The sequence below is a fragment of the Acinetobacter sp. 1130196 genome (assembly GCF_000588095.1).
Lineage (GTDB): Bacteria > Pseudomonadota > Gammaproteobacteria > Pseudomonadales > Moraxellaceae > Acinetobacter > Acinetobacter nosocomialis.
Map to the genome: position 1 here is coordinate 1 of NZ_JFWX01000067.1, position 13,988 is coordinate 13,988.

Annotated in this window: 15 protein-coding genes and 1 pseudogene; 6 read left to right on the top strand and 10 right to left on the bottom strand. The window is 37.6% G+C overall.

The window, feature by feature from the left end; all coding sequences use genetic code 11:
• Together J671_RS25580 and J671_RS26345 are read left to right on the top strand one after the other, a co-directional pair.
• On the top strand, positions 1-331 hold a 331-nt coding region (locus J671_RS25580; RefSeq protein WP_003123972.1), incomplete at its 5' end, for an IS30 family transposase.
• 164 nt (positions 332-495) lie between these two features.
• Positions 496-570: pseudogene (locus tag J671_RS26345) on the top strand (hypothetical protein); the annotation flags it as partial.
• 278 nt (positions 571-848) lie between these two features.
• On the opposite strand, the gene J671_RS23355 reads toward J671_RS26345, so the two are convergent.
• From J671_RS23355 to J671_RS23365, 3 genes are all read right to left on the bottom strand, one after another.
• Positions 849-1,676: a toll/interleukin-1 receptor domain-containing protein gene (locus J671_RS23355; protein ID WP_031983652.1), complete on the bottom strand. Its 828-nt coding sequence runs from the start codon at positions 1,674-1,676 to the stop codon at positions 849-851.
• Positions 1,677-1,775: 99 nt separating this feature from the next.
• Positions 1,776-2,060: a YciI family protein gene (locus tag J671_RS23360; protein WP_006582583.1), complete on the bottom strand. Its 285-nt coding sequence runs from the start codon at positions 2,058-2,060 to the stop codon at positions 1,776-1,778.
• Between the two features lie 36 nt (positions 2,061-2,096).
• The gene (locus J671_RS23365; protein WP_031983654.1) at positions 2,097-2,999 is read right to left on the bottom strand and encodes a DMT family transporter; all 903 of its coding nucleotides are present in this window, start codon (positions 2,997-2,999) and stop codon (positions 2,097-2,099) included.
• 108 nt (positions 3,000-3,107) lie between these two features.
• Here J671_RS23365 and J671_RS23370 point away from each other — a divergent pair, with 108 nt between their 5' ends.
• The 3 genes from J671_RS23370 (at position 3,108) to J671_RS23380 (ending at position 5,057) form a co-directional block, all read left to right on the top strand.
• Positions 3,108-3,974, top strand: a complete 867-nt coding sequence (locus J671_RS23370; RefSeq protein ID WP_031983656.1) for a LysR family transcriptional regulator — start codon at positions 3,108-3,110, stop codon at positions 3,972-3,974.
• 145 nt (positions 3,975-4,119) lie between these two features.
• Positions 4,120-4,539 carry a hypothetical protein gene (locus tag J671_RS23375; RefSeq protein WP_031983657.1) on the top strand — a complete coding sequence of 140 codons (420 nt, stop codon included), beginning with the start codon at positions 4,120-4,122 and terminating at the stop codon, positions 4,537-4,539.
• Between the two features lie 86 nt (positions 4,540-4,625).
• The gene (locus J671_RS23380; protein ID WP_006580724.1) at positions 4,626-5,057 is read left to right on the top strand and encodes a hypothetical protein; all 432 of its coding nucleotides are present in this window, start codon (positions 4,626-4,628) and stop codon (positions 5,055-5,057) included.
• A gap of 99 nt (positions 5,058-5,156) precedes the next feature.
• On the opposite strand, the gene J671_RS23385 is transcribed toward J671_RS23380, so the two are convergent.
• Both J671_RS23385 and J671_RS0105175 read right to left on the bottom strand, forming a co-directional pair.
• A complete protein-coding gene (locus tag J671_RS23385; RefSeq protein ID WP_031983658.1) occupies positions 5,157-6,488 on the bottom strand; it encodes a S8 family peptidase in 1,332 nt (443 codons plus the stop codon).
• A gap of 35 nt (positions 6,489-6,523) precedes the next feature.
• Positions 6,524-6,832, bottom strand: a complete 309-nt coding sequence (locus J671_RS0105175; RefSeq protein WP_031983659.1) for a hypothetical protein — start codon at positions 6,830-6,832, stop codon at positions 6,524-6,526.
• A gap of 583 nt (positions 6,833-7,415) precedes the next feature.
• Between J671_RS0105175 and J671_RS23390 the strand changes: the two genes are divergently transcribed.
• Complete coding sequence (locus J671_RS23390) at positions 7,416-8,150, top strand: hypothetical protein (RefSeq protein ID WP_031983661.1); 735 nt, start codon at positions 7,416-7,418, stop codon at positions 8,148-8,150.
• 55 nt (positions 8,151-8,205) lie between these two features.
• Here the strand turns inward: J671_RS23390 and astE are convergent, their stop codons facing one another.
• From astE to J671_RS23415, 5 genes are all read right to left on the bottom strand, one after another.
• A complete protein-coding gene (gene astE, locus J671_RS23395) occupies positions 8,206-9,183 on the bottom strand; it encodes a succinylglutamate desuccinylase (protein ID WP_031983662.1) in 978 nt (325 codons plus the stop codon).
• 12 nt (positions 9,184-9,195) lie between these two features.
• Positions 9,196-10,539, bottom strand: a complete 1,344-nt coding sequence (astB, locus tag J671_RS23400) for an N-succinylarginine dihydrolase (protein ID WP_002052272.1) — start codon at positions 10,537-10,539, stop codon at positions 9,196-9,198.
• Between the two features lie 17 nt (positions 10,540-10,556).
• Positions 10,557-12,026, bottom strand: a complete 1,470-nt coding sequence (gene astD, locus J671_RS23405; protein ID WP_031983664.1) for a succinylglutamate-semialdehyde dehydrogenase — start codon at positions 12,024-12,026, stop codon at positions 10,557-10,559.
• Positions 12,026-13,057 (bottom strand): arginine N-succinyltransferase, encoded by a 1,032-nt coding sequence (gene astA / locus J671_RS23410; protein WP_031983665.1) that lies wholly within the window; start codon positions 13,055-13,057, stop codon positions 12,026-12,028. Before astA ends, astD begins: the two co-directional genes overlap by 1 nt.
• Positions 13,058-13,075: 18 nt before the next feature.
• Positions 13,076-13,988 (bottom strand): aminotransferase class III-fold pyridoxal phosphate-dependent enzyme (locus J671_RS23415; protein ID WP_031983666.1); only part of this gene is annotated, 913 nt, incomplete at its 5' end.

Sequence of the window (13,988 nt, forward strand, 5' to 3'; positions counted from 1 at the left end):
TGCAGAACTGCGTAAAACGTTGACCTATGACCGTGGACGCGAGATGTCAGAACATAAAATACTCGAAGAAGATTTAGGCATAGATGTATATTTCTGTGACCCACATTCACCTTGGCAAAAAGGCACATGCGAAAATATGAATGGTTTAATTAGGCAATATTTACCTAAAGGGATTGATTTAAATCAGGCAGATCAGCATTATTTAAATCAAGTTGCCATGTCACTGAATACTCGTCCTAGAAAGGCGTTAGATTGGCTTACACCATTAGAGAAATTTGCTCAGCTTGTTGATTATCATATGGCTTTTGAAACTGTCGCACCTCATGTTTGAATTCGCCATCTTTCGGTGATTCGCCTTGCAGATATGCGTAAAAAAGACTGGCTGATCTTAAGCGGAATTTTTGGAGCTATTGTACTGTTCTTCTTTTTGCCAGAGCTTTAGAAAATGGTTTAAGTAAAGAATCTGAGCTTGTAATGCTTTGCGTACTTAACAATACCTTCTTTGATGGTGTAATGGTCATGGCAGATTATGCTGACCTCAAAGTAAACCGTTTAAATTTATTGGCTTAGTTACGTAACTTATTTACTGCTGCTAATGTCAATATATTACAGGGCTAAACTGTTTAGTCGATTTAAATAAATTAGAACCCTCCTAATAGTAGTGGGGTTTTATTTTTGAGAGTTTAACTACGGGCTCGTCTCAAACATTTTTAGGATTTCACGGAACATATATTTATTATTATCGCAAACAAATTATATGATAATAACCATCCTACCTAGAATTATAAATCTAAAGCCTCTCTAAAGTTAATCTTATATTAACTTTAGAGAAGTAAAATACCTAAATTCTAAAAATCTAAACGCTTTAAAGTATTATAAAGATCTTGATAAAAACTTATGCTATTAAAGTCCATATATTTATAATCCTGTAAAAGTGGAGGCAACTCAGATTGTTTCAAATCTAAATTAATTACAATAAATTTTTTTTGAGTATCTCTCATTCTTCTTGAGAAAAAGAAATTCATCTCATTTAGCGTCCACCCTGACTCTGCTTTTAAAAAATTCTTCGACAAAAAAATCAATCCCAAGTTACTATTATCTAAACCTTTATTAATTTTATCAGTTATACTTTCGCCAAAATCAATTTCATATTTATCATACCAAGCCCTGATATCCTTTGAATTCAAATAATTATATACACTATCAACCTTATCTTTATCTAAAGAGGAATGAGATAGAAAAATAGTTGCATTTCTTAAGTAGTCATCAATAGGTGGTAAAATTTTATTCATAACCTGTTTCGAATGAAATAAAAACATATCATTACCTATATCTGTAAAAAAAACATCTACACTTTTAGCATCAGTTAGAGAAAAAGCATTGTAACCCTTATTTTGAATATGAAAAAAATAATCACTAAAACAATATTTTAACTGCATAATATTAGCTTTTGATGAGTACCTCTCTTTAATCCAAAATTTAAATTCTTCTATTTCATTTTCAAAGTTTAAAGCTAAAATAACCTCTAGATTATAAATATTATTACTAACAAAAACATTACAACCAATTAAACTATCTTTATCAAACTTATTTAAAAGATCTTTAAGAAAAAAGATTTCTTTCTCCCTTTCGCTATAACTTAAAGGGATTATAAACATCATATCGCTACTATTCATATAATTTCCAAAATAAAAACTTAAGAGGATTTATTAAAATATATAAAATAATATCCTTTCTTACCAAAAAAACTTACTTTAAATAATAAAAATTATTTTTCAAATAAATTCTTTAATTTCTTCTAAACTTTTCGATGGCTCAAACCACATAAAATCATAATTGGCCACATCATGAATATAAAATGGATCATTTTTCATGATTTCCTCGGCTTCTTGAATAGAAGAGCTGAGAACCAAAATTACCCCACCTACTCTATTTTCACGGCGACCCGACGCTAAAAACTTCTTTTGCTCATAGTAATGATCTAAAAACGCAATATGTTCTTTGAGTACAGCATCAACTTCGGCTAATGGTTTTTTATAGGTCAAGGTAACAACAATCATCTCATTCTCTTAAAGCAAGTAGCGCATTACATATGCTTATTCGATAGTACGCCTATTCCACCAATTCATCCACACCAAACTCCCTACAATAATTACTCCACCTAGCAGCACCATCATTGATGGTTTTTCATTTAAGAAAACAACTGCCAAACTCATCGCGACAATCGGCGAACAATATAAAAAATTCGATGCAATCGTTAACGGCATATTTTTAAGTACATATCCCCAAAGTACATAAGCCATTGCACTTGGGAAAATACCCAATAAGATAACTGACATATTGGCTTGCCAAGTAGCATGTAAAATTTCACTAGGTAAATGAGCACTATAAAATAATAAAGGAATGGTCCCGAACCAAATGATGTAGCACATCATGCTCAAAGCATCATAATTTAAGGCAAATTTTTTATATAAATTAAAATAAAGCCCCCATGCAATTGCAGCTAAAACTATCAATAAACTATAAGGACTCGGTACACCAAAACCATGATCTCCACTAACCACCAACACGGCGCCACAAAGGCCAAGCAAAATACACAACCACTGTTTGAAACGAATTTTTTCTTTAAAAAGCAAAGCTGAAATAATAAAAGTGAATAGCGGAATAGATTGACTCAAAATACTAGATGCAACCGCAGTCACATACTGCTGCCCGGTATTTATAAGTAAGTGATGTAGCGTTACAGAGAAAAATCCTAATACACCTAGCGCAGGAACATCTTTCCAATTTAAAGGCTGAATACCTTTTTTCATGACCAAAAGCAGTAAAAAAACTGATGCAATTAAAAAGCGGAGCAAGGCAATATGCTGCGGTGTATATGAATGCAAGGCACTATGTACACCAATAGGTGAATACCCCCAACAAAAGACAGTAATAGCAATACATAAGTAAAGCTTAAAAGCTGGAGGCTGGGTTTCCGCAGCAAGAGAAATTGCCATGTTAAATCTACACTAATGAAATGGAACTCTTTCATCATATGCACATAGATAGTTGAATAAAATTAACTTATATTGAGTCAAATATTCATTAAAAGTGAATGATTAAATATGGATATTACCCAGTTAAAAATGTTTCAGACCGTGGTTGAATGCGGGACCATGGTTAAAGCATCACTACAACTACATTGCGTACCCTCCAATATCACTACACGCATTAAGCAGCTTGAAGAAGAACTCGGCGCACCATTGTTTTATCGTGAAGGGAAAGCTTTAAAACTCACACCGTCAGGAGAAATCTTTCTCGATTATTGCCATAAAATTTTAGCGCTATGCGATGAAGCGAAACGAAGTGTTCACCCTGATGCCCCACCTTCTGGCCCATTGAAAATTGGAGCAATTGAATCTTCTGCTACAACTCGCCTGCCCAATTTACTTGCAAAATATCATCAACGTTTTCCAGAAGTTTCCATTCAAATTATTACTGGCACATGGAAACAGTTATTAGTTGATATTTCTCAGCACAAACTTGATGGTGCAATTGTCGCAGGTAATATTGAGTTTCCGATGCTGAATAAACTCAGTATTTACCAAGAAGACATGGTCTTGATTGCATCTCACTCTTTGGGTGAAATTCATTGCCAAGAAGATCTGATTGGTAAAGAAATTTTTATGTGGACTGAAGGCTGCCCTTACCGTGCAGCTTTAGAAGAATGGCTTAAACTCAAGAATATTTCACTTCCCATCACCAGCATTACCAGTTATGCCACGATTATTGGTTGTGTGAGTGCAGGTTCTGGTGTGGCTTTAGTCCCTAAGAGTATTTATGAGCAATATAAAAATTTAGCTCATATTCAAAGCTATAAGTTTGAACATCTTGCCTTTATGCAAAATCACTTTTTCTGGCATAAAAACGTGAGCAACCATAAAGCAAGAGATACGTTTATAGAACTTATTAAGTCTGAATTTTATTTATAAGTCTCAGAAGAGTAAGTCAATTGCTGTTAAATGATGAATTCTCGTAATTAAATCGTATGGGTTTTATCACATGCCTGCACAAGATTTATTTTTAACAGTAAGATCAGCACTTCAACTTTTAAAGTAATTGGGGAGATTGATCCAAATGAAAACCTTACAAGTGTTATGCGTTGCAAGCTCTATACTGGCCTCATCAACCCTTTTTGCTGAAACAACACAGACACAACAAGTAAATGAAGTAGCACCTAAGACGCAACCTTATGGTGACAATCCAAGTTTAGGACGTGTCCTATTATATAAAACAGGAAAAGGCATACAAAATTTAGGTGATTCTATTCAAGGTGCTTCCGAAAACACTTCACAAAAAATTAGTGAAAAATGGCAAAGTACTAAAGAATTTACAGCTGAAAAAGCAGAGGTCGTTCAACAAAAAGCAGATACAGCGAAAGTGTTTACTGAACAGAAAATAGAACAAGCCAAACAAAATCTTACTAGTAGCCGAAATGGCCAAAACATACCAATTGAACAAGGTGAGTTAAGCAAATCTAGCACGACGACCAATTAAGATTGAGTTTGAATAGCGCAATCATTTCGCGCTTTTTAAAAAATACAGACATTTAAAAATACTACAAAGAGCGAGGAATGTGCCTTATGAATAGTCAAAAACTTCTCTTTTCAACACTCTGCTGTGTAGCACTAACTGCTTGTGCAACCACAAAATCCGTTTCTTCTTATTCTCAGGCACAAGTTTTAGAACAAGATACTAATATTGAAGCTTATCCCACCACGACAGGTAATGTAGCCAAACTCATTAAACACGATAAACAAGCTTGTATGATTGAATTTACGGGTTATTTAGGTGGTGGCCAAGTTACTGAGCACTGGATTTTTAACAATAAAGGGTTAATTTCAGCTCAATCATTTACGGAGCAATATCCAGATTCTTCTGGCATATTAAGTCAAGCCATCAACTCAACAACGAAAAGTTCAACCACTTTTAATATCCAAGATCCCGCAATTCAAAATAATTTTAAAAAGCTACAGAGCAATTTTAGTAAAGCCAATTTAGCGAAGTGTGGTTAAAAAACTCCCATAAAAAAACTCGTTGCAGAAGTAATCTTTTGCAACGAGCGCTAGCCATTTAAATTTCTTGGACCTAATAAGAAATTATAAATATGCTATTTAGTTAACGGTTAAACCATTGGTTGCCGCCAGTAAATCAATACGTGGGAAAACCAAACCTGTTCTTGAATCTGTAATAGGTTTACCCGTGGTTTTTAAACGATTAATGGTCTGATCAATAGTTTCAGTTGGTGTAACACTGTTTGCTCTTAATAACGCAATTGCGCCAGCCACATGTGGCGTGGCTTGAGAAGTACCTCCCATAGTATAACCACCCGCAGTAATCATTGCCCCTGGTGCCAATAAAGTCACAAGACTGCCCCCGTTACTAAAACATGCCACCTTGTCTGCTGCCGTGGTTGGGTCAGAACATTTCACTGGGTTCCCCCATGAAACACCACCAATATTACTATCATATACAGCACCTACTCTTACCGCTCCAGCAACACAAGCAGGTGAAGAAATACCATCAGAAAATGCATCGTTACCTGATGCAACTACTGGTACTACCCCAGCAGCTCGCGCATTTGCGAACGCCGTTGCATAACTACTATTACTACATTCAGATTTGTATTTAACACCAGGAATACCAAGACTTAAATTGATCGCTTTAATATTGTATGTTTTAGCGTTATTTACTGCCCAGTTAATCCCTGCAAGGATATCGCTATCATAGGCTGAACCTGACCGAAAAACGTCTATTCCAATAATTTTTGTTTTGGTGGCAACTTTAGACACAATCGCTGAAACATTACTACCATGACCATTATCGTCAAGTGAGCCATCATCTGGGGCACTATCAAATGCATAAACGACACGGCACGTACTTGAAGGTGAATTAACTGCTGTACAACCAAAATCCGAATGTAAGTAATTTACCCCCGTATCAAGCACAGCCACACTAGAACCAGTTCCATTAAAGCCTTTGGTATTAGCTTGAGGCTGGTTAATTAAAGGCAAACTTTCCATGGTTGTCGCCTGATTAATCCGGTTTGGATATACAGCCTTAACGTTCGGATCATTAAGCAAATCAACCAAAGCTTCTTTATTACTAATTCGGTAAAAAGCTATAGGTAAATTATTGTAGTCCCGAAGTACTTGTACCCCTACACCACGATTAAACCTTGACTGGATATTCTTTTTATTTGCAGCAATATAATTTCGTCGCTCCAAACCTGTAGCCACACTTTCCGAAGGAATATTGTATTCAACAATAAGATCATTAGATTCATTGGTAACCAAAGCATCTAAATTAATTTTACCCTGAAATACTTTTTGTTTTGCTGCTTGATTTAACTGCTGTTTGGCACCTTTAGCGTCCAAAGGAACAGCGGATGCAGTTGTACTTAAGATCGTACATAGACCTAATAGAAATAACGTTTTACTTTGCATTATTTTTCTCCGTAGTTTTTCAACTAACAATTTACTTATTTCGCTTTTATTTCATTTGCTGGATCTTTTTCTGGATCAATCGGTTGAATCGAAGGATCACTTTTTGTGTCATAAAAAGGAACAGTATCTTCTGATACGGGTTTGGGTTGAGTTGAATTTAAAGATAAGTTTTTAGGTTGAGCAGGCTCCTTAAGTTTAGAAAGTAAAGATGAAGTGTCTGGTTGTGATGAATTTGACTTGTTTAAAGCAGAATTGAGCACCTCAGATGCACCGTTTGTTGGCTTAAAATAGAGAACAACGGCGACTAAGCCGACCAATATGAAAAGGGAAGCAATAATTTTCATCATTTAAGATCTCTGTTATTTTGTTTATAGACATCTATATTTATTTTTGATTATTCGAAATAAAGCGCTATTTCTTAAGATATATTTCATGTGAAATTTCTATTTCATGAAATATATAAACATGAGAAAAGCAAAATCATCTTTTCCCGAATAAGCAAAAATACAGTTCTGCCCTTTACGTTTATATTTCTGGCAGAATATGGTTCAAAAAAGCGCCAAAAAGCACCTTATTCTCATAATAAGCAATAACTATGCCGTTATCTCGAATAAAAAATGAAAAAAGAATCATCTTTACAGATATAGAAAAATGGTCATGTTAAATATTTTTGGGTATTTTTATTTTAGAAAAGAAAAAGACGAAAAGTATTTTGCTCGTTTTTAAATCATAAAATATCGGTATCTATTTCACTTTATTATTAATATTTTCTTTTCTCCACAATTTCTCCCTAATGTGTTGAATGACTGTAATGCTGTTGTAACGTTTTGATTAAGGTGATTCCCAAGCGAATCAAGCCTTAGATATGATGCGATTGCGTTTATGAAATACCTCACTAAAAGGGTATATTCTTTGAAGGATATCGCAATGAAAATGATGAAAACAGCTATCGTGACTGCAAGCGTTCTTGCCTCTGCTTCTATTTTTGCACAAAGTGCGGGCATTAATGCGGACGCTTCTGCTCAAGTAAATGTACAACCGGGTGGACTTGTTAGTGGCGTAACAAATACAGTTAAAAATACTGCACATACTGTAGGTAGCACTGCAAAACATGCTGGTCATGTAGCTGCTAACGCTACGGTTAAAGCAACTAAAAAAACAACAGGAAAAGTAGCTGAACTTTCTTCTGATGCTGTAACAGGCACTAAACATTTTGCTACTGAAGCAGCAACAGGGACAAAAAATTTAGCGACTAAAGCTGCAACAGGTACTAAAAACTTAGCAGTTGAAGCTAAAGCTGATACAAAAGCACATCTTGATGCAGTAAAAACCAAAGTTTCTGAAAAACAGGCTGAACAAAAAGAATTTAGCGCTGAAAAACAAGCTGATGCTCAAGCACGTGTAGATGCAGTTAAAGCTCGCGTAGCTCAAAATCAAGCAGAGCAAAAAGAATTTGTTACGGGTACTAAAGCTGATGCTCAAGCACAATTAAATGCAGCTCAACCAGCTCATGCAGTCAACGCTCAAACAGGCGTAAATGTTGGTGTTAATGTTGCTCCGGTTGGAATCAGTGCAAATGCAAACGTAAATGCAGGGGCTCAAGGCTCTACACAAAAAACTGAAAAGAAATCTTTCGTTAAAGGCCTTTTCGGCACTAACTAATTAAAGTTAGCAATAAAAAAGGGCGATTCATCGCCCTTTTTTATTTATCTAAAAATTATGAGTGTGTTTCGGTTAAAACCAAACCTGCACGTAAACCAATCTTCACATTTGGGTTTGGAAATAAAATCCAGACCTGATCTTGCTCGACCACATAATTACCCGAAGGCTGTATCGCAATGATTTCACCTTTGGTAAATGTCGAAAAGTTCGGAGCTTCAGCAGATAAATTCATCTGAAAATCCTCATCTTTTTTAATTAAAGAATCCGATACCTGAAACACTCGAATTTTTGTTTTATTTCTTAACGGTAAAGCTTGTTCAGAAACGACATTGCGAATAACTTCATCAATTGCGGCAAACTGGCTCAAGTCATTTTGTCCAAATGGCAAAGCTTTGCCTAACTCCAAAGTTGCACTCGCAGCTTTAAAGCTTTCACTTGTAAAATGTGTAAATGTTTTACCCGCAGCCCTGTGATAAACCAAAGCATCTAAGTCAGCAGCTTCAAGGCTTGCTGTCAAATCAGCATCATAGTCATGCGTTTGATAAGGTAATAGAGCAAAGGTTGGTAATAATGAAGCACGAATTGCTGTATGTAAATCATAGTGATAGCGCTTAGCATTACTTGTACTTTCTTTAAAGAAAGTAGCAACTGCCTGCTCTAAAACCTCGGCACGCTTAGACTCTTCAGTTAAAGGCAGATTTTTATACCCACCACAGAACATACGGTTTACATCATCATGTACATAACGCTTGCCTTGACGCATTGCATACGGATTACCCAATACAAGCAATAATCTCACTGCAAGTTTTAAGCGTCCGGCAAATAAATCGGTGCAAAGATGAGATAACAACTCAATTGGTGCTGTTTCATTCCCATGTACTCCAGCTGACAGTACGACAGCTTTGTCGTACTGCTTATGTGGTGTACATTCAAGAAGCCCCTCACCTAACCAACGCCAAGAAAAATTTGCTTGTTTTCCCTCGCGCGTTGCAGGCAGCTCACCTTGTAAGGTTAATGCTAGAAAATCTTGCATGTCACCTCCTCATTATTTTTGGAAAGGATAAACCGAACCCAAACCTAAAATTTTAGTCAGTTCATCAAGCGCCATACGGCTTTCCATGAGTAGGTGCGGATCTGCCAAATCTTCTTGAGCTAAACGATCACGATAATGTTTATCTACCCACTGATTAAGCGTCATAAACAATTGATCATTCATAAGAACTTTTGGATTTACAGCATTTAATTCAGTTTCATTTAATGCCACTCGTAAACGTAAACAAGCTGGACCGCCACCATTACGCATACTTTCACGTAGGTCATACACTTGAATTGCATCAATTGGTGTACCCATTTGAATCATATCATTCAAATAGCTCCATACCGCAGCATTTTGGCGAGACTCTTCTGGTACAACAATGGTCATGCCGCCATCTGGACGAGTCAAAATCTGGCTATTAAACAAATATGTTGCAACCGCATCGTCCACAGTAACGCGGTTTTCAGGTACTTCAATCGAAATAAAGTCTTCACCGATGCTTGCCATCTTTTGACGAATTTCAGCAAATGCCTGATCTTGATTTAAGAAAGCATGTTGATGGTGGAATAAAACCTGTTGGTTACTTACCGCAATCACATCGTTATGGAAAACACCCTGATCAATCACATCTGGGTTTTGTTGAACAAAAACCGTATGTGCATCATCTAAACGGTGCAAACGCGCAATTGCTTCACTTGCCTCACGTGTCTGACGTGCTGGATAACGCTTTGGTCCCGGTAAACCATTATTTAAATGTTGCTGACCATAAACGAAGACCTGAACACCACGCTTAGCATAATCACCACCTAAACGATTGTGATTTGCTGCCCCTTCATCACCAAACAAAGCCACTTGTGGTAAAGCTTCATGGTGTACAAAGTGACGTTCATTTTTAAAGATGGCTTGTAAGACTTGGCTTGTAGTTTCAGCTTCAATTGAACGATGAAATTTATTGTTCAGGTTAGCCGCAGTAAAATGCACGCGCTCATCTTGGCTATCAGCCGAAGGTGAAACAGTTGCAGCATTTGCAGTCCACATTGGAGAAGCTGAACTTAAAGATGACAATAGCTCTGGTGAATAGCGCATTGCTTGAGCAACAACACTAATGTCATCTCCAGTAAAACCTAAACGGCGTAGCATTGGAACATGTGGGCGTTCATGCGGAGCAAGTACACCTTGTTTCATTCCCATATCAGCCAAGGCTTTCATTTTTAATAAGCCTTGTTTTGCTGCTAATTTTGGATTCGAGGTATTGTTACGGTTTTTGGTTGATGCTTCATTACCAAAAGACAAACCCGCATAGTGATGTGTTGGCCCCACTAAACCATCAAAATTTACTTCATATCCTTTCATTTTTTCTTTCCCTAGTGTTAAGGCAACACAATCCCTGGAGATAATTTTTCTGGCAACGTCAAGCTTTCACTTTCAAGTGAAGCCATTGGCCAAGCACAGTAGTCAGCAGCATAAAACGCACTTGCACGGTGGTTACCCGAAGCTCCAACACCACCAAATGGCGCAGCACTTGAAGCACCTGTTAATGGTTTGTTCCAGTTCACAATACCGGCACGCGCTTCAATGAGTAAGTCATCAAATAGTTCACGTTTTGGAGAAACCAATCCAACAGACAAACCAAAACGAGTTGCATTGGCAATTTTTAATGCTTCATCAAAACTGTCATAACGTTGAATGGTGGTAAGCGGACAAAAATATTCTTCATCTGGAATCCCCGCCACACCTGTTACATCAACAATACCTGGAGTAAGTAGCGAGCTGTCTTCTTGAGGACGCGTCATTAGCAATAAACTTTTAGCACCAAGCTCAAGTAACTTTTGCTGAGCATTCATCATGTTTGTCGCAGCAACTGATGAAATTACACCACCCATAAATGGTTGTTGCTCATCATTCCAACGGCCAACTTTCAGGTTTTTAGCAACCTCAACAAAACGTTGAATAAATGCATCACCTTCAGCGCCATTTTTTATCAAGATACGGCGTGCACACGTACAACGCTGACCTGCCGAAACAAAAGCAGATTGAATAGTGAGGTTAACAACCGCATCAATATTTTCAATTCCATCAATAATCAATGCATTATTGCCGCCCATTTCAAGCGCAAGAATTTTCTCAGGCGCACCTGCCATTTGCTTATGCAAGTGGTAACCAGTGTTTGCACTTCCGGTAAACAATAAACCATCAATTTCATGAGAAGCAGCCAAGGCTTCACCAGTAGTACGGCCACCTTGAACTAAGTTCATTACACCATTTGGCAAACCTGCTTGTTGCCAAAGTTTTACAGTTTCTTCAGCAGTCCAAGGCGTTAATTCACTTGGTTTAAACACAACTGTGTTGCCAGCAAGCAAAGCAGGAACGATATGCCCATTTGGTAAATGGCCAGGGAAGTTATATGGGCCAAAAACAGCAAGTACACCATGTGGACGATGACGTAAAGATGCCACACCATCTGCCATTTCAGTTGAGCTTTCGCCAGTACGTTGATGATAAGCACGAATCGAAATCGCAACTTTGCCAATCATTGACTGAACTTCAGTTAACGTTTCCCAAAAAGGCTTACTGGTTTCTTGACTAATTACTTCAGCTAAATGTTTTTTATTTTCTTCAAGCAGCTCTGCAAACTTTTCTACAATTGCAACGCGCTCTGCAAAAGCTAAACGTGCCCATGCAGGAAATGCTGTACGTGCAGCTTGGCAAGCTTTTTCAACATCTGCAGCTGTAGCTTCAGTACCTGACCATACAGTTTGGTTATCAACTGGGTTTGTTTTTACAAATGTTGTACCGCTGCCTTGTAACCAGACACCGTTTATAAATAAAGAGTTTGACATCAGGATACTTCCATAGGATTTAGTGATAACACACGAACAGCGTGCCCTTCTTGTACACCGAGTTTTTCAGCTTGTTCATGGTTTAAATTTAGAATGTTATCTACGAGATCAAGCTTCATTAACATAGCCCGATAGTCGTGATAGTTATCATTGGCAACAAGGTATTGTGTTTTACCCACTGTCGCTTCATTAGTAATTTTGACAGTTAAAAATTGGCTTTCTTTAACTGCACGCAACTCATCAATATTGGCTTCAATGGTTGGACCTGCATCAAAAATATCGACATATCCTTGATAGCGTAAGCCTTCGGACTCAAGCACATGATAAGCAGGTAAAGTATGTGGATGCATTTTTCCAATCACTTCTTGTGCAGCCTTTGGTAAAAGGTCTACATAGACTGGAAAACGTGGCATAAGTTCCGCAATGAAAACTTTTTGGCCAATTCCACTTAAATAATCTGCTGTGGAGAAATCCATATTAAAGAAATGGTGACCAATCGCATCCCAGAAAGGTGAACAACCATTTTCATCAGAAAAACCACGCATCTCAGCAATAAGATTTTTCTCAAAATATTGCTTAAATGCTGCGATAAACATAAAACGGATTTTTGATAAGAATTTACCGTTTTGGTTTTCACGACGTTCCGGATCTAAAAATAATGTGCAGAGCTCACTACTTCCCGTTCGATCATTACTTAGGAATAAAGTCGGTAATGCTTTATAGACATTTAATGCTTTTGAAGCGTGTACTTGGGTTCCCACATGAAAGTTATACCAAGGTTCGATTAAACCCACAGCAACTTCAATTGCACTCACCCCAATAACACGTTGAGCTTCTGTATCTTCAAGAACAAACAAATAACCCTGTTCGCTCTTATGAACATTACCATTTAAAGTATTGCGAGTACGTGAAATTCGAGCCGAAAGCGTATCCATATTTTGTGGCAAGGAAGTCAAGCCAACACCTGACTTACCTGCTAATTTATAAATATCTTCAAGGTCTCGAAACTCGGCATGACGGACAATCATCATGGCTAGCTTTCCTTTTTTTTATTTAGCCAACTTTGCCAAAGCTCTTTTTAAACGAGCTATCCCTTCATCAATATCTTGTTCAGGAATAATGAGTGAAGGTGTGAAACGAACTACGTTAGGCCCTGCGATCAAAGCAAGTAAACCTTCTTCACCTGCCCAAGTCGTAATATCTTTTGCTTTACCTGCATATTCAGCTTTTAATACGCAACCAATCAATAAACCTTGACCACGAATTTCATCAAAAACTTGATATTCAGCATTTAACGTATTTAATGCATCAAGGAAATATTGATGACGGTGTTTCACGCCTTCAAGTACTTCTGGTGTATTAATAAACTCAAAGACTGCGCCTGCAACTGCACTTGCCAGCGGGTTACCGCCATAAGTTGTGCCGTGTGTACCCACTGAAAAATGCGGCGCAAATTTATCAGTTGTTAGCATTGCACCGACAGGGAAACCACCGCCCAGCGCTTTTGCAGTAGTGAGTACATCCGGTGTAACACCGTAGTTCATGTAAGCATAAAGTGCACCTGTACGGCCAACACCTGTTTGCACTTCATCAAAAATAAGTAAGGCACCAAACTGATCACACAGTGCACGTAAACCTTTTAAAAATTCGATATCAGCAGGAATTACCCCGCCCTCACCTTGTACAGGCTCTACAATTACTGCACAGGTTTGCTCATTAATAACTGCTTTAGCTGCTTCTAAATCATTATAAGCAACATGGCTAATGCCGTTTGGAAGTGGTGCAAAGTCTTGTGAATATTTTGGCTGACCACCAGCCGAAACGGTAAATAAAGTACGGCCGTGGAACGCGTTGTTAAATGCCACAATACCGCTTTTACCTGCGACACCGCTATCGAGTCCAACTTTACGAGCAAGCTTTAATGCTGCTTCATTTGCTTCTGCACCTGAGTTACAGAAGAAT